11 protein-coding genes are annotated in these 17,745 nt (G+C 36.6%); 1 reads left to right on the top strand and 10 read right to left on the bottom strand.

Annotated features, from left to right (window positions below; genetic code table 11):
* Positions 1–9 precede the first annotated feature (9 nt).
* The 6 genes from Q0507_RS08960 to Q0507_RS08935 form a co-directional block, all read right to left on the bottom strand.
* Positions 10–3,246: a helicase-related protein gene (locus tag Q0507_RS08960; RefSeq protein ID WP_298715208.1), complete on the bottom strand. Its 3,237-nt coding sequence runs from the start codon at positions 3,244–3,246 to the stop codon at positions 10–12.
* Positions 3,247–3,666: 420 nt separating this feature from the next.
* Positions 3,667–4,704: a serine/threonine-protein kinase gene (locus Q0507_RS08955; protein ID WP_298715207.1), complete on the bottom strand. Its 1,038-nt coding sequence runs from the start codon at positions 4,702–4,704 to the stop codon at positions 3,667–3,669.
* Position 4,705: 1 nt separating this feature from the next.
* Complete coding sequence (locus Q0507_RS08950) at positions 4,706–5,143, bottom strand: hypothetical protein (RefSeq protein ID WP_298715206.1); 438 nt, start codon at positions 5,141–5,143, stop codon at positions 4,706–4,708.
* Positions 5,144–5,666: 523 nt separating this feature from the next.
* Complete coding sequence (gene rlmD / locus Q0507_RS08945; protein ID WP_298715204.1) at positions 5,667–7,145, bottom strand: 23S rRNA (uracil(1939)-C(5))-methyltransferase RlmD; 1,479 nt, start codon at positions 7,143–7,145, stop codon at positions 5,667–5,669.
* Complete coding sequence (locus tag Q0507_RS08940) at positions 7,145–7,813, bottom strand: TerC family protein (RefSeq protein ID WP_298715202.1); 669 nt, start codon at positions 7,811–7,813, stop codon at positions 7,145–7,147. Before Q0507_RS08940 ends, rlmD begins: the two co-directional genes overlap by 1 nt.
* Positions 7,814–8,078: 265 nt before the next feature.
* A complete protein-coding gene (locus Q0507_RS08935) occupies positions 8,079–8,738 on the bottom strand; it encodes a TerC family protein (RefSeq protein WP_298715200.1) in 660 nt (219 codons plus the stop codon).
* A 271-nt stretch (positions 8,739–9,009) separates the two neighbouring features.
* On the opposite strand from Q0507_RS08935, the gene Q0507_RS08930 reads away from it, so the two are divergent.
* Complete coding sequence (locus Q0507_RS08930) at positions 9,010–10,368, top strand: MATE family efflux transporter (protein WP_156697473.1); 1,359 nt, start codon at positions 9,010–9,012, stop codon at positions 10,366–10,368.
* 52 nt (positions 10,369–10,420) lie between these two features.
* Here Q0507_RS08930 and uvrC read toward each other — a convergent pair whose 3' ends face one another.
* The 4 genes from uvrC to Q0507_RS08910 all read right to left on the bottom strand — a co-directional run bounded on the left by uvrC (position 10,421) and on the right by Q0507_RS08910 (position 17,741).
* Entirely contained in the window at positions 10,421–12,247 is a 1,827-nt protein-coding gene (uvrC, locus tag Q0507_RS08925) for an excinuclease ABC subunit UvrC (protein ID WP_298715198.1), read from the bottom strand.
* Positions 12,248–12,280: 33 nt separating this feature from the next.
* The gene (gene uvrA / locus Q0507_RS08920; protein ID WP_298715196.1) at positions 12,281–15,133 is read right to left on the bottom strand and encodes an excinuclease ABC subunit UvrA; all 2,853 of its coding nucleotides are present in this window, start codon (positions 15,131–15,133) and stop codon (positions 12,281–12,283) included.
* 134 nt (positions 15,134–15,267) lie between these two features.
* Positions 15,268–17,445: an excinuclease ABC subunit UvrB gene (gene uvrB / locus Q0507_RS08915; RefSeq protein WP_298715194.1), complete on the bottom strand. Its 2,178-nt coding sequence runs from the start codon at positions 17,443–17,445 to the stop codon at positions 15,268–15,270.
* Positions 17,445–17,741: a hypothetical protein gene (locus Q0507_RS08910; protein WP_259343134.1), complete on the bottom strand. Its 297-nt coding sequence runs from the start codon at positions 17,739–17,741 to the stop codon at positions 17,445–17,447. Before Q0507_RS08910 ends, uvrB begins: the two co-directional genes overlap by 1 nt.
* Positions 17,742–17,745: the final 4 nt, after the last annotated feature.

Below are 17,745 nucleotides of genomic sequence, written 5' to 3'. Positions count from 1 at the left end.
ATCTCCTTCTTATTTAACTACCAAGAAAGAAATGAGCTCAAAGTCATCTAAGCCAGTTACTACTGAAATAAGTGCAGAGGTTCCACCAGCTGTAAACAAACTATCAATATCACTTTTATCTTTTGTATCGATAATAGAATGAATTGTCTCATGAAGTAAACTTGATATTTCATGCATATCTTTTCCATCATTAGTTTCTTCATTGAAAATATGACATAAATCTACAATTGGTTCTTTTTTACCTCTACACAATAATCTAATATCATCTAGCAATTGTTTTGGATTTAGATAATCACAAATAATATCTCCATCCATACTAATATAAACCATATAAAATGGATGAATTCTATTTTGATTATCTATATTCACAGAATTATTAACATTCTTTAGTACAAATATTACACCTTCTGGAAGTTCTTCAGATGATGAAACAACAGCATGTAACCCTTTTGGTTTTGTATCCATATCCCCATGATTTTTGATATACTCTAAAAGATCTAGTCTAAACTCATTTAATCCTAAATCCATAATAGAAATACCAGTAGACATATCTTCTATATCTACTACTTCCTCTTGTAAACGCTTTAGCTGTTGCTTTCTATATTCTAAGTCACCCTTCTCCTCAGCGTTAATTAGATCATCATCACCAGTTGAAGACATAATAGAAATCTTCATTTTCGTTTCTACACGCCCTTTAAGGTTAATATACTCATCTAAATCCATATCAGGCCAAAAGTTAATAAGTTGAATACTTTCATTTCTACTACCAATACGGTCTACACGACCAAATCGTTGGATAATACGCACTGGATTCCAATGAATGTCATAGTTTATAACACAGTCACAGTCTTGTAAGTTTTGACCTTCTGATATACAGTCTGTAGCTATTAATACATCAATTTCCTCAGTACTATCCGGCAACAAAACTGCTTTATCTTTTGAAATAGGAGAAAAACAAGTTAATACATTATTAAGGGTTGCCTTAAAATTCTTAATAGTAGTTTTTCCATCAATAGAACCTGTAATAACGGCTGTATTAAGTCCGTATTTTTCTTTTATATAAGCACTAACATGTTCATATAAATACTCAGCAGTATCTGAAAAAGCAGAAAAAATCAAAACCTTCTTATTATTAATATTAATTGGATTTTCTATTTTCTCAGATATAACTTTGAGTAAAGATTGTAACTTACCATCATATTTAGGTGTTATTACATTCAACATACTCAACAAATCATTTAATACCTCAATATCTGAAGTAAGTTCAGCTCGCCATGTTTTATAATCTATATCTGCTAAATCAATTTGAACCTTATTACCGACAGTAAAGTATTCCGTATTACTATCATCTAGATCCCACTCTGTATCAGAAGATTCATACATATCAATACTACTAGTACCATATTGCTCAAATCGATTTATCTTATCTACAGTATCATTAATAAGGCTATAAATACGTTGTAATGTAAGTTGAAAAGAATTAATAGAGCTTTCCAAACGTTTCAACAAGTTAACACTCATTAACTTACGAATCCCTTGTTCACGACCAGTTTGGGTTAACTCATTCCCCTTATTATGTGTTAGATCAATATATTTTTGCATTTTACTAGGAAAAATATAATTTGACGGTGTATAGATGCAGAGGGAAAGCTTATTTAACTCTTCATAAATCTGATTATAATTAGTAGCTGTTTCTAAATTAGTAAGTACAGGCCTCAAAGAAATAGGTTTCTTTCTTATAGGAAACTTACCAATATCAGCAGTATCATAATATTTTTCAATATGTTTTCTGGACCGCGCAATCGTAACACTATCTAGTAATTCAAAGAAATCAAAATCTAATGTTTTTAATAAAGTATCTGTTGTTCGATCAGCAACATCTAATTCACTCCAAGCATTAAATGCTCGTTGTGCTTGTCTAAATATTTCATCAATCGATTTAGTGGTACCTAATTTATTATCAATAAGGGAGGTATCACCTTCATAAGCTATGGCTAACTGATTTTTTAAATCAATAAATCTATTATTTACAGGTGTTGCAGAAAGCATTAATACTTTTGTCTTTACACCAGACCTAATAATCTTATCCATCAGCTTTACATAACGATTCTCCACCGTATTAGCATGCGTGCCAACACCATTACGGAAATTATGTGATTCATCTATAACAACTAAATCATAGTTTCCCCAATTTAAGCGATTTAAATCAAGACCATTTGAAAAACCACCAGGTCTAGATAAATCTGTATGGAATAAGACGTCATAATTAAGGCGATCGCCAGCAATTGGATTATTTACATAATTATCCTTATAGGTATTCCAGTTCTCTGCTAGTTTTTTAGGGCAAAGAACAAGGACACTTTTATTTCGGTTCTCATAATATTTTACGACTGCTAATGCAGTGAAAGTTTTCCCTAAGCCAACACTATCTGCAAGAATACAGCCATTATATCGTTCTAACTTATTTATAATAGCCAGTACTGCATCTCGCTGAAAGTCGTATAGCATATTCCAAATTTTACTTTGTTTAAAACCAGTAGCTTCATTAGGTAATTCATCAGTTGAAATATCATTAAGAAACTCACTAAACACATGATATAAAATCAAAAAGTATATAGACTCTGGTGAATTTTCATTATAAACAGAAGTCATATTTTCTATAACAATATCTGTTACATCCTGGAGCTTATTTTTATCATTCCATAGACTCTCAAATAAATTAATATAAGAATCGGCAAATGGTGATTCAAAGCGATTAACCATATTATAGGTATTATTACCACGTTCACAACCAATATCTACGGTTGTAAAACCATTAATAGGCATATAAGTAGTAGCAGAATTGGAATTTGTTACATTCACAAAACCAGTCATATTCTCCCCAGTAATATTAGACTTAAAGGTTGCTTTTCGTTTAATCCAATCTGCACATTCTTTTGCTATAGCTTTCTGGTTCATTTCGTTACGTAGCTTCAACTCAAACTCTGTACCATATAAGCTATTTTCACGATTTAATCTAGGAATATAAAACTCTCTCTTTTGTTTTTCTGTTTTTTCTTTAATAAATGTCGGTGCTGTAAAAATAAATCTACATTCATCAATAGATTCTAATTGTTTCTTTAACTCTTCATATGCATAGATTGAAAAGCAAGCAGCGGCTATTGATATTTTACTCCCCTTATTTATTGTAGACATCATATCATCACGAACAATATCATTAATATTATCAAAAATTTTTACATCCATCAGTATAACCCCTTACCTCTGAATTAATTATCCCTATTACATACTGTACTTACACTTATAACAATATTATATAAAAAACCGGACTTTCTGAAAATAAATTTACTAAGTAAACTTTAAAAATAAATATTATATACTAACTATAAAAAAATAGCACTAACTATTTAATAGATAGTGCTAAAAAATTGAAAGAGCCATAAAACATAATATATTAATAGGACTTTAGTATAAATTTCTTCAAAAGAACATCTAAAAAACAAAGTTATATAACTTTGACATATTTTACATGTTAAAAATAATTATATTTATTCTAATAAAGTATAAGCCTCTAAAACATAAAGTATGAACATCTAAACTCATATTTTTATTATAAAATTTCATTTAACATATATCCACTACAAGCTAATATAAACAAAGGCAATATTATTGTAAGGTAGATTCTCTTATATATTCAAAGAAATAATTCTCTGCATCTACAATATTGTTAAATTTCTTTGTGTCTTTTGAAGAACATCTACCATTATTTTTAACTATTACATTTATACTTCTACTTTTTACTTCTAAATAAATATCTTTATCTGGTAATGAAGTAGATTTACCTTGCCAATGATACCTATCTAGTTTATACCAATTGTATAAAAAATGTATTTTTTCTAGAGAATTTCTAAGTTCTGAAGCACTATGGTATCGTTTTTCAGGTAATGGATTACAAGCTTTACGAATTATTCTTTGAAGTTTTTTAGGAATATATGGTTCAAATTGTATTTTTTCGATAAGAGTTCCATTCCTTATATAACGCTCAAAATTAGGTATATTTTGTAAAAAAAATCTCCAATTTGATATATTATTTACCATGCGAAACATTGTCATTCCTAATGCAAAAATATCAGTCTCTACAGTAGCAATCGAATAATCTACAAAAGTTTCTGGGGCTGCATGAGTTCTGTACCATCTCCAGGGAACAATTAAATTGCCTAATGTCGTTGATAATCCAAAATCTGATAATTTAGGAGTACCATTATCGAGTAAAATATTTGCAGGTTTTATATCTCTATGGATAATTCCTTTTAAATGAGAAAATTCAACTGCAAATAATATAGCTTTAATATAATGTATACTTTCACTAATAGGAACAAATCGCTCTTTAAGCAAACACTCAATAGAATTACCGTTTACTAATTCCATATCAACAATAAAAACATCTTCAGAATTAAAGGTAAGTAACTCGCCACTATTTATTCTAATAATATTATTATGCTGACACTCATATGGAATTGCTGCCTCGTTAAATAGTTCATACGCCTTTCTAGGATCTGATACTTCTATTATTTTTATAGCCTTTTCTACATGTAAAACTCTATCTTCTGCTTTATATACAGCACCAAATCCTCCATTTCCCAATTTAGATAATAATTTATATTTACCAACTTCTTCTCCAGAATAATCACATTCTATATCCATATTATTCTCCTATCTCAAACCATGCTATTAATGTAGCTTGCATCTCTTCATCAGTTCTAAAATGGTTATCAGAAAAATGGCTAATACATTTTATTATTTTTGATTTTTTCCCTGCAGTAATCCAACTATTACTTCTTTCTATTATAGGAATACTATTCTCATTACACAAAAAATTTAGAATACCAAATGAAAAGTGCATATATGGTATCTGTTTCATATTTGCTTTTAAAGATAATTTATACACTATAACATCAGGATGAAATTTTGTAATTAATTCAATAAATAAACTATGAAAACTCATCATTAATAGCTTAGAAGAAGTATCCGATTGGAAATTTTGTTTTCCTGAATTTAAAATAATAGCATTCTCCATCTTTTTTCCTTCTATAACAGAGTACCACAATTCATTTTTCTTTATTGCTATACCTAGACTTATCATAAAAACCTCATGAATCCACTTTACTACCAAAATAACTAAATTTATTATTATTAAATACTAAAACACTAGCATTTAATAATATTTTGCAAAATCTACTCTAAGTATTACTAGAATAAAGGATCTAATAACTATCTTTAATTCATATATCACATTCTAGAATAAAATCTTGAGAAATTTAAATAAATATGATATCTACAAACTTTAAGTTATTTTATTCGCAAACAATTTTACTAGTGTAAAAATCTAGACTTTAAAAATTTAAATCTAAGTTACACTGACACATTGACACAACTATAAAGTATAAATAATAACTTAATCTTTATGATTAGCTATCTTTACAAATATTAACTTCATTTTTCTTAGAAGATAAATCAAATCTTTTTATCATACTATTTAACTAATTATTTTATACTACCAAACTATCTTAATTTTTCATTATACAATGCTTTAATTACAACATTTCATAGTTTATATACTTAATCCTTATTAATACACCAAGAAATCTAACCCTCAACTCTGTTGCTTATATTCTACTCAATAAACTTACACACTCAATATGAGCGGTCATAGGGAACATATCTACTGGTTGTACTTCTTTTAGTTCGTAGCCATAGTGTGTGAGGATTTCAATGTCTCGAGCCATGGTTGCTGGGTTACAGGATACGTAAACAATGCGTTTTGGTTCCATGCCCGCTGCAGAGGTCAACACTTCTTCTTTACAGCCTGCACGGATTGGATCGAATACAATCACGTCTGGTCGTACGCCAGCTTTGTAGAGTTTCGGCATTTCTACAGCCACATCAGCGACGATAAATTCTGTATTATCATAGCCGTTACGGCGCGCGTTTTCACGAGCATTGAGAATGGCCGGTTCTACGATTTCTATACCGATTACATGTTTTGCCTTATGAGCCAAAAACAATGAAATAGTCCCCGTACCACAGTACGCATCAATAACAGTTTCATCACCTTTTAAGTCCGCATACGCTAATGCTTGATCGTAAAGTACGGTAGTTTGTTCTGGATTCACTTGGAAGAAGGAATGTGGAGATAATGTAAACTGTAAGTCCTTTATGTGATCTGTAATCGTCCCATCCCCATAGAGAATATTATTTTTAGGTCCTAAGATAACATTAGTACGCTTACTATTCACGTTGTGAACGATAGTTTCTAGTTGAGGAATTCGTTCCGTTAGTTTCTCTACCCACTTCTCTTTATGCGGCAACTGTTCGGTGGCCGTTACAAGGATAATCATCCATCCTGACTGTCCAATGCGTCCGATAATATGGCGCAGCACACCCTTTCCTGTATGTTCATCATAAGGTTCAATATCAAACTCTTTAGCAATTTGGTAACAAGCTTGAGCTATGATATTATTCCCTTCGTCTTGTATAGGACAGTTTGTGCCTTGCACGATATCGTGAGATCCCATCGCATAGAATCCCATTTGAATATTGCCTTTAGTACCACCTACAGGCATTTGCATTTTATTGCGATATGCCCACGGCTCTTTAGGGCCTAATGCAGATTTTACAAGGTCTGGATTTTGATGACCAATGCGTTCTATAACATCCTTCACCTTTTGTGTTTTCAGTGAAAGCTGACCTTCATAGGTAATGTGTTGTAGTTGACACCCCCCACAGAAGCCATAAAGTTCACAACTAGCATCGATACGATTAGGAGCCATTGTAACAATTTCTAAGAGTCTACCTGTAGCATACGTCTTTTTCACCATGTTAATGACTACTTTTACAGTTTCTCCAGGCAAGGCAAACGGAACAAAGACAGTAAAGTCGTCTACACGACCTACCCCTTCACCACTGCTACCAATACCATGAATGGTTACGAGCACTTCATCACCTAGTTTAACGGGTGCATTGAGTTTAGCTTGTTGCTTTTTAGATACTGTACCACTAGTAGTCTGGCCTTGATTAGAGCGAGCCCCTCTTCTATTCTGTTGTTTTGATTTATGTTTACGAGATGTACGACTTGTACCGTTCATTACGCGTCTCTTTTCTTCCAAATTTTAATCATACCAGTCACAACGAGTACAAAGAATACTGTACCTACTTTCACAAGTAATTCTTCCCCTTGAATATATGGAACAAGGAATGGATCCTCTACGATCATTTCACCTGCGACCCAACCGAGGAGTGCACCACCAGCCCAGAGGATTGCTGGAAATTTGTGAATAATACGAGCAAATAAAGTGGAGCAGAAAATAATAATTGGCACTGTAATTAATAGGCCTACAATAACAAGTTCTAAATGGCCTTTGGCGGCACCTACTACACCGATAACATTATCGATACTCATCATTGCATCGGCTACGATAATAGTCCAAATAGCGCCACTTAAAGAATTTTTTGCCTCAATATGAGCCTCTTCATCGTCGCCTTTTAACAGCTGAATGGCAATCCACACGAGAACTAGACCGCCCCCTAAATGGATGAGTGGAATTAACGTTAACGCCTCTACTAAAATAGTGGCAAAAATAAGGCGCATTAGGATAGCACCAACAGTCCCCCAGAGAACCGCTTTTTTCTGCAATTCTGGTGCTAATTTGCCCGCAGCCATACCGATAACAACAGCATTATCTCCGGCTAACAAAATATCTATTAAAATAATTTTACTAATGGTTATCCACGTAGCGACTTCTAAAAATTCCATTCTGTACTTACCTCAATTCAGTTTACTAATTCTATAACTATCCCTTAACTATACCATAAATATTGTATTTTCTCATCTATACGAACGGCTCAATCTATTACCATTATTTCCAATATATAGCTGTAAGGCTCTATATAATATGTAGATAAGCTCTCCATATATGCTTATACTATCCTTATAATACACTTATGATGATTTCTATTAGGAGTGTACTTTTACAAAAAAATATCTCTCCTCCTACGACTAGAAGAAGAGATATATTACATTATTTTTTAAGTTTCTTTACTAACAAAGATGCCCCTACTACGAGAATAACAGCACCAATTTTAATGAGTAATGCATACGGTTCTACGGTATGTGAAATTAATTTATCTTCCACACTCATCGCTGCACCCACCCAGGCAAGGATACCGCCACCAACGTAAAGGATGATCGGAAAGCGTTCGATAACTTTTACAAATAAAGTACTACCATAAATGATAATAGGTACTGTAATAAGCATACCGACAGCAACTAATGTCATATTGCCACTAGCGGCACCAACTACACCAATAACATTATCAATACCCATAATTCCATCTGCAATAACAATGGTCATGATAGCAGCGCGCAAGTTATCTTTAGCCTCGATATTGTGCTCGCCGTCATCATCAACAACAAGCTTGTAACCGATCCATAAAAGAAGGATACCACCAACTAAACGAAGAGCAGGAATATTGTTCAAGGCCTCTACAAATAGGAATGCCATAACAAGACGTAAAATAATAGCGCCCGCTGTGCCCCAGAAAATCGCCTGCTTCTGTAAATGTGCGGGTAGGTTGCGAGCCGCCATACCAATAACGATGGCATTGTCACCAGCTAATAAAATATCAATAACGATGATTTGAAGCATCGCTAATAAGCCTTGTACAGTTAAGATGTCCAATGTATCCTCCTTAGAATAAAACAATAGTATATATATTATAATCGATATAGTAAAGTAGTGTAAAATTCAATTATCAACATATATATACGTTTTTATCATAATTCTTTCTTATTAAATAAGATAGTTTATATAAGGTCATTTCTCCCCTTACATAATCACAATATGGGCTCTATTTTTTTTATAAATTTAATTCCTTTTTCCCTTAGGTTTTGGCTATTAAATTAAGCTACTTTATGATATGGTATAGTATATCGTTACTAGGGAGGTTAGTATGTATCAAACATATTCTATACTGCAAAAATTATGGTTGTTTATAAAACTATTTACTCCAATGTGCATCACTCAATTTTCCCTGATTGGGGCGACCTTTATCGCCATCTTTTTAACGGGGCAATATAGTACGACTGATTTAGCTGGTGTTGCTACGGGATATAATTTATGGCTCCTCTTCTATATCTTTGCACAAGGTACATTAATGGGTATCACACCAATTATTTCTCAACTATTAGGAGCTAAGAAAACAGATGATATTCCAATAATCTTTCATCAAGGCCTTTTCATCGGTACAGGACTAGCATTTTTAATTTTACTAATCGGTATATTCGGCTTACGCCCTTTATTGACATATTTAAATCTTGAGCCGGCCGCCACCGAGGTATGTATTAGTTATCTGAAAGCCTTTGCACTTGGTTTATTCCCATTACTCTGGGTAAATACCTTGCGTAACACTGTCGATTCTCACGGATTAACGCATTACTCCATGGCCATCGTCTTTACAAGCTTTGTGATTAACGTATTCTTAAATTATGCACTCATCTTTGGTCATTACGGTTTTCCTGAAATTGGTGGTGTTGGTGCTGGCTACGGTATTGCTGGTGCCTGTTGGACAAACTTAGTTCTATTTAGCTTAGTCATTCTATTGCATCCTAAGTTAAAAGGCTATCGCATCTATAAAGATTTCCATAGCCCGAATTTTCACTATATCCGTGAACAATTACAAGTTGGTATTCCCATAGGTTTTTCTATCTTTTTTGAAGCTAGTATCTTTAGCATTGCTGGGCTCTTAATGGTTCACTTTGGATCTGCTGTAGTAGCAGCTCATCAATCTGTCATTTCTTTTACAAATGTATTCTACTGCTTACCATTAAGTATCGCCATGTCCGCTACCATTGCCGTTGCCTATGAACTCGGTGCAGGACGAAAAATAGAAGCTATCCAATACTCTTATATTTCTCGTGTATTAGCCATCATCATAGCCGTTCTCATTTGTGCCTTTACGTTCACTCATATGGATAATATTGCGGATCTATTTACAAATGATGATGAAGTATATGAACTTATTTATCAATTCCTTGGATATGGCGTATTCTTTGCCGCTATCGATGCCATCGGTACTCCATTACAAGGTATTCTAAGAGCTTACAAGGATGTAAAAATAGTGCTTTACATCTCCCTCGTATCGTATTGGGGCGTATGTTTCCCAACAGCTTATACCCTTGCCAAAAATCCTAATTATGGACCATTTGGCGTATGGATTGGGTTGTTGGCTAGCGTAGTAGTTGCGGGTATATTATTTACACTTCGCACATACTACATACAACATTACAAACCTAGAACTATTGTAAAATAATAAAATCACCTATTGATTACGCTCAAGTGTAAGTAATCAATAGGTGATTTTTTTATTTTAGAGCCTCTTGTTTCTCTACTTTGGACATACGGAAGAAATTATATAGCGCTTCTGCCGTCTTATAATTCATAGATTCTACATTTGCAAGTTCATCAATAGATGCCTCTTTCATGGCCTCTAAACTATTAAAGTGAGCCCATAAGGCCTTACGGCGTTTAGGCCCGATACCTTCAATATGGTCAAGAATAGATTCAAGATTTCGCTTACCGCGCAACTTACGGTGATAGGTAATGGCAAAGCGATGCGCTTCATCACGAATTTGTTGAAGTAATTGAAGCTCCGGCGTGTGATGACTCAAAATAATACTTTCAGATTGTCCCTCTACAAAGACCTCTTCAATACGCTTAGCCAAGGAGATAACTGGCACATCTGTAACACCAACGGCACGGATTAACGGCAAAGCCGCATTGAGCTGACCTTTACCACCATCGATGATAATAAGATCCGGCATAGGCCAGTCTGTTTCATTACCGTAACGACGTTCCATAATTTCAGCCATCGATTTAAAATCATCAGATTTACCTTGTGTGGTTTTCAGTTTAAAGCGGCGATATTCTTTCTTCGCAGGCTTGCCACCTTCAAAAACAACCATAGAAGCCACCGTTTCAGTTCCTTGTGTATGAGATATATCAAAACACTCCATACGTTCGGGTAAACGTGGTAAGTCGAGAATCTCGGCTAGCTTCTTAATCGCCCCGCCAGTCTTATCGATTTGGTGCTGCCACTGACGACGACGTTCTTCAAGGAAAGTTTCTGCATTTTCATGAGCCATCTTAATCATATCCATCTTATAGCCACGTTGTGGCACAGATACATCTACATGTTGGCCTTTGAGCTGTGTAAACCATTCCGTTAATAAGTCCCTATCCGTACTCTCCATAGGTAGTAACAACTCTTTAGGAATAAAGTTTGTATCTCCATAGTATTGCTTAATAAAGTCTGTCATAATAGTTTCTGGACTATCGCCATCATGTTGCACAAAGTAATTCTCACGGCCTAACAGACGACCACCGCGGATGAATAGCAACTGTACACAGGCCATCGATGTATCTACAGCCAATCCTAAGACGTCTAAGTCGCCACGTTGGGTAACCATGCGTTGCTTTTCTTGTATCTTTTCAATGCTAGACAATTGATCACGATAACGTGCAGCATCTTCAAAGCGCAAATCTTCTGCAGCAGCCTCCATCATTGATTTAATTTCCTTTAACAATGGTATAGGTTTACCTTCAAAAAGTTCTATGATTTCGTCAATATACTTCCGATAATCGGGTACCGATATTTTATTAAAACACGGTGCCTCGCAGTAATGCATATGATACTGTAAGCATGGGCGTTCTACCTTCATAGACTTACAGGTGCGCAATGGATAGTACTGTCGTATTAATTTCAGTACCACATGAACAGATGTGACATCTGTAAAAGGGCCAAAGTACTTGGCTCCATCACGCTCTAGGCGACGCGTCATATATACTCGAGGATAGTCCTCTTGCACTGATATTTTAACATAGGGATACGTCTTATCATCACGAAGCCTAATATTATATTTCGGTTCATGCTCCTTGATAAGTGTATTCTCCAAGATGAGCGCTTCCATCTCCGTTTTTGTTTGAATGACTTCCACATCGACGGCACGCTTCATCATGGCCGTAACCTTTGGTGCGCGGTTCGCATCGTTACGTACATAGGAACGCACACGGTTGCGCAGATTAATAGCTTTACCTACATAGATGATGCGGTTATATTGATCGCGCCATAAATAGACACCTGGCGTCGTTGGCAGATGACTGACCTTTTCCAGTAATTCTTCAGACGGCATGTTTCCTCCTTTCCTTGTAGATTTTTAGATGTTTTATTTCTTATTTTTTGCAGCTTTCATAAATTTCTTAGTCTGTTCCAATACAGGCCCTAAGAACTTGCCGGTATAGCTTTCTTTCACCTTAACAATTTCCTCAGGCGTACCAGTTGCCACGATAGTTCCACCGCGATTACCACCTTCAGGACCGAGGTCGATGATATGGTCAGCCATCTTAATAACATCTAAGTTATGTTCGATAACAACAACAGTATCTCCGCCCTCTACAAGTTGTTGCAATACATGTAACAACTTACGAATATCTTCAGCATGAAGACCTGTAGTAGGCTCATCGAGGATGTATAGCGTTTTACCGGTGCTACGACGTGCTAGTTCTGTAGCTAATTTAACCCGTTGAGCCTCACCACCAGATAATGTAGTAGCCGCCTGACCTAAACGGATATACCCAAGGCCAACCTCTTGGAGGGTAACCATCTTACGATTGATCTTAGGAATCGCACTAAAAAATTCTACAGCATCATCAACAGTCATATCTAATACATCAGCAATGGATTTTCCTTTATATTTAACCTCCAAAGTTTCACGGTTATAACGCGCACCTTTGCAGACTTCACAAGGCACGTATACATCTGGAAGGAAATGCATTTCAATCTTGATAATACCATCACCACGACAAGCCTCACATCGACCGCCTTTTACGTTAAAGCTAAAGCGCCCTTGTTTGTAACCGCGCATCTTTGCTTCCGGTGTTTGACTATAGAGCTCGCGTATGGCATCGAATACACCTGTATAAGTAGCTGGATTGGAACGAGGTGTACGGCCAATCGGACTTTGATCAATATTGATGATTTTATCGATATGTTCAAGACCACGGATTTCTTTATGAGCCCCTACTTTGTGGTTAGAGCGATATAATTGATTAGCTAAACCTTTGTAGAGAATTTCATTAATCAAGGTAGACTTACCAGAACCGCTGACACCAGTAACAACATTAAACAAGCCAATAGGGAATTTTACATTTACATTTTGTAAATTGTTTTCCTTAGCACCGCGAATTTCAATGCAGTTCTTACCTGGTTTACGTCGCTCTTCTGGTAGCGCAATAAATTTACGACCACTCAAGTATTGTCCAGTGATAGAGTCTTCTACGTTCATCACTTCCTTAACAGTACCTGCTGCAATGATTTGACCCCCATGTTCACCTGCTCCAGGACCGATATCTACTAAATAATCGGCAGCACGCATCGTATCTTCATCATGTTCTACAACGAGCAAGGTATTGCCTAAGTCACGTAACCCTTTTAATGTATCGATGAGTCGATCATTATCGCGTTGATGTAAACCGATAGATGGCTCATCTAGGATATATAATACACCTACTAAGCCAGAGCCGATCTGTGTAGCTAACCGAATACGCTGTGCTTCACCACCAGATAATGTGCCTGCACTACGGTTCATTGTTAAGTAATCGAGACCTACATTATTAAGAAAACCTAGACGAGCATTGATTTCCTTTAAAATTTGAGCACCAATCACTTGTTCACGTTCAGTTAACTGTAGATTACCAAAGAAATCGAGTGCTTCTTTAATAGTTAACTGCGTTACTTCGTTGATATTCTTATCCCCTACAGTAATAGCTAATACTTCAGGTTTAAGACGAGCTCCATCACAAGTAGTACACGGCTTAATAGACATAAACTTTTCAAATTCTTCACGCATAGAGTCTGTAGAGGCTTCACTATGACGGCGCTTAACCATCGGTAAAATACCTTCGTACTCAGTAAAGAATTCCTTTATTTCACCTCTCATATTTTCATAGGTGAAACTTACCTTATCCGTCGTACCGTACATCACCTTTTTCTGTAATGCTTTCGGCAATTCATCATAGGTGGAGTCTAATGAATATCCATTAGCTTTTAATAGACCTTCTACTTGACGCATAAACCAAGCATTAGGATTGGAGCTCAAGGCTTGCACGCAACCATCGGCAAAGCTAATAGATCCATCTGGAATAACGCGCTCCTCATCAACCTCCATAGTAGAACCAATACCTAAACAAGATGGGCACGCACCAAACGGACTATTAAAAGAGAACATACGTGGTTCAATTTTAGGTAATGAAATATGACAATCTGGGCACGCAAAATGTTGGCTATACATGTGTTCAGGTCCGTCTACCTCTTGAATCACAACGATGCCTTCTGCCCATTTTGAAGCGGTCTCCATAGAGTCAGCCAACCGAGATTCAATGCCTTCTTTTACAACGAGGCGGTCCACAACGATATCGATGGAGTGTTTCTTGTTCTTCTCTAATACGATTTCTTCGTCCAAAGTGCGCACTACACCGTCTACTCGAGCACGAACAAAGCCTTCTTTGCGAAGCTGTTCAAACACCGATTTATGTTCCCCTTTTTTACCTTGAATCATAGGGGCCAGCACTAAAACCTTTGTACCTTCAGGAAAGTTCATTACATCGTCAGTCATTTGTTGTATTGTTTGCTGGGTAATAGGCTTACCACACTCTGGACAGTGTGCATGACCTACGCGTGCAAATAACAGGCGTAAATAGTCGTAAATCTCCGTTACGGTACCAACCGTAGAGCGAGGGTTGCGACTCGTCGTCTTTTGGTCGATAGAAATGGCTGGAGATAAACCTTCAATATAATCGACATCGGGTTTATCCATTTGTCCCAAAAATTGACGTGCATACGCAGATAGGGACTCAACATAACGTCGTTGTCCTTCTGCGTAAATCGTATCAAATGCTAGGGATGATTTACCAGAACCACTGAGGCCAGTTAAGACGATAAACTGATCACGTGGCAAGGATATATCAATATTTTTTAGGTTATGCTGACGCGCACCTTTTACAATCAATTGGTCTTTCATTATCTTTCCTATTTAAAGAGATGATACCAAACGGCATCATCTCTCTGATTACTAACATGAAATAATATATGTATATTATCGCACATATAGTCTATATAATCTATGTGTTTTCTTACAATCTTTTAAAATCGCTCCTAAGATTTACTTTTTGGACTCGTCCGCTTTCTAGATTTAGCAGAAGCAGGCTTCTTCAACTTGCTATCTCCTGCACTATGCATATCGGACCATTGTTGACGTAATACGCCCAATTGATCACGTAACTTAGCAGCGGTTTCAAATTCAAGCTGCTTGGCAGCGGCCTTCATTTGACGATCTAGCTCTTCAATCTTATTGTACAATTCTTCCGGTGTTATATCTGCCACCTTAGGTGCTGATGTATCTTGAACATATGATTCGTGTCCATGGTCCATGCCCTCTGAGGATTTTTTTTGTTTTCCTTTTTTCGGTGAAAGTCCCTTTCCATCAGTGACCATATCTTCTTCGATTTTCGTTAATTCGATAAGCTCTTTTACATCTTTAGACACAGACTTAGGCGTGATATTATGTTCAATATTATAAGCCTCTTGCACGGCACGACGACGATCGGTTTCATCGATAGCCCGTTGCATCGAACCTGTCACACGATCTGCGTACATGATAACATGACCATTCACATTACGGGCCGCACGACCTATAGTTTGAATCATAGCCGTATCGGAGCGCAAGAAACCTTCCTTATCCGCATCTAAGATAGCAACCAAGGATACCTCAGGCATATCGAGACCTTCACGAAGTAAGTTAATACCAACTAATACATCGAATACGCCAGCCCGCAAATCACGAATGATTTCAGCCCGCTCAATAGTAACAATATCGGAATGAAGATAACGAACTCGTACGCCCATTTCTTTCAAGAATTCTGTTAAGTCCTCAGCCATCTTCTTCGTCAATGTCGTAACAAGAACCCGTTCATTCTTAGCAGCTCGTTTATGAATTTCTCCAAGTAAGTCATCCATTTGCCCCTTAATAGGACGGATTTCTATAGATGGATCTAATAGACCCGTAGGACGTATGATTTGCTCTGCAATATTTGTTTCTACTTCCATTTCGTATGGGCCAGGCGTTGCCGATACGTAAACAATTTGATTGATACGCTCTACAAATTCATCGAATTGAAGCGGTCTATTATCGAGTGCAGAAGGAAGACGGAAACCGTATTCTATAAGAGACTCTTTACGCGCACGGTCACCATTGTACATAGCGCGAATTTGCGGCATCGTTACATGAGACTCGTCCACCATGATGAGAAAATCATCGGGGAAATAATCAATCAATGTAAACGGTGCTTCCCCTGCCTTGCGTTCAGACATATGACGTGAATAGTTTTCGATGCCCGAGCAATAACCCATCTCCTGCATCATTTCTATATCGTATCGCGTACGCTGTTCTAAGCGCTGAGCCTCCAATAGACGGTCAGCAGCTTTTAACTTCGCCAACTGTTCATCTAGTTCGGCTTCAATACGCTCTACGGCAATATTCATCTTCTCTTTCGTCGTTACGTAGTGAGATGCTGGATAGACAGCAACGTGTTTACGTTCCGCAATAACTTCACCCGTCAAGGAATCTACCTCTACGAGGCGGTCGATTTCATCACCAAAGAGCTCCACCCGAATGGCTCTTTCACTATAAGCGGCAGGGAAAATATCAATAGTATCCCCTTGTACACGGAAGGTGCCGCGAATAAAGTTCATATCATTCCTCGTATATTGAATATCTACGAGTTTAGATAAGATTTCATCGCGCGATTTCGTTTGACCTAAGCGCAAGGACAATACGAGATCAGAATAGTCCTCAGGGTCACCTAAGCCATAAATACAGCTAACAGAAGCAACGATAATGACATCGCGGCGCTCAAAAAGACTCATTGTAGCACTATGTCGCAGTTTATCGATTTCATCATTAATAGATGCATCCTTCTCGATATATGTATCACTAGAAGGAATATAGGCTTCCGGTTGATAAAAATCGTAGTAAGATACAAAGTATTCTACCGCATTATTAGGGAAAAAACTTTTAAATTCACTACATAATTGAGCCGCCAAAGTTTTATTATGAGCAATGATCAAGGTCGGCTTTTGAACTGCTTCAATAACCTTAGCCATTGTAAAGGTCTTACCAGTACCAGTGGCACCGAGCAAAACTTGGGCCCATTCACCGCGTTCAATACCTTCTGTTAAAGATTGAATCGCGGTAGGTTGGTCACCTGTAGGCGTAAAGGGCGCCTCCACTTTAAATGGTTGGCCCCCCTCGTAATTATATGTACTATGCTTCATTACTGTTCATCCTGATGTTTACGGATGGCTTTCATTTCTTCATCCGTCAAACGACGACCTGCATTTTCCGCTTGATTCAACGTATCCTCACCTTCTAAGACTTCGATGAGCATAGCAATAGAAAAACGATCTAGTGTAGGTGTGGTCTTCTGAATTTCATCAGCCATCATCCAATCTGATTCAGTATAGTTATTAATACGATCTGTAATCTCTTCCCAGTTTGAAAGTAGCAATCGCGTAATGGGGCGATATAGTTCAATCCCGAAGTACTCGATTAAGCTAACTATCTTATTCATATTT

This window comes from uncultured Veillonella sp. (genome assembly GCF_938010505.1).
GTDB lineage: Bacteria > Bacillota > Negativicutes > Veillonellales > Veillonellaceae > Veillonella.
Note: the sequence above shows the minus strand (reverse complement) of the source record. Positions and strands in the feature narration are given on the sequence as shown.

Bases quoted from the DNA above. Each gene is read 5' to 3' on its own strand.
- Q0507_RS08960 (WP_298715208.1), bottom strand. From the start codon at position 3,246: ATGGATGTAAAAATTTTTGATAATATTAATGATATTGTTCGTGATGAT.
- Q0507_RS08955 (WP_298715207.1), bottom strand. From the start codon at position 4,704: ATGGATATAGAATGTGATTATTCTGGAGAAGAAGTTGGTAAATATAAA.
- Q0507_RS08950 (WP_298715206.1), bottom strand. From the start codon at position 5,143: ATGATAAGTCTAGGTATAGCAATAAAGAAAAATGAATTGTGGTACTCT.
- rlmD (WP_298715204.1), bottom strand. From the start codon at position 7,145: ATGAACGGTACAAGTCGTACATCTCGTAAACATAAATCAAAACAACAG.
- Q0507_RS08940 (WP_298715202.1), bottom strand. From the start codon at position 7,813: ATGGAATTTTTAGAAGTCGCTACGTGGATAACCATTAGTAAAATTATT.
- Q0507_RS08930 (WP_156697473.1), top strand. From the start codon at position 9,010: ATGTATCAAACATATTCTATACTGCAAAAATTATGGTTGTTTATAAAA.
- uvrC (WP_298715198.1), bottom strand. From the start codon at position 12,247: ATGCCGTCTGAAGAATTACTGGAAAAGGTCAGTCATCTGCCAACGACG.
- uvrA (WP_298715196.1), bottom strand. From the start codon at position 15,133: ATGAAAGACCAATTGATTGTAAAAGGTGCGCGTCAGCATAACCTAAAA.
- uvrB (WP_298715194.1), bottom strand. From the start codon at position 17,445: ATGAAGCATAGTACATATAATTACGAGGGGGGCCAACCATTTAAAGTG.
- Q0507_RS08910 (WP_259343134.1), bottom strand. From the start codon at position 17,741: ATGAATAAGATAGTTAGCTTAATCGAGTACTTCGGGATTGAACTATAT.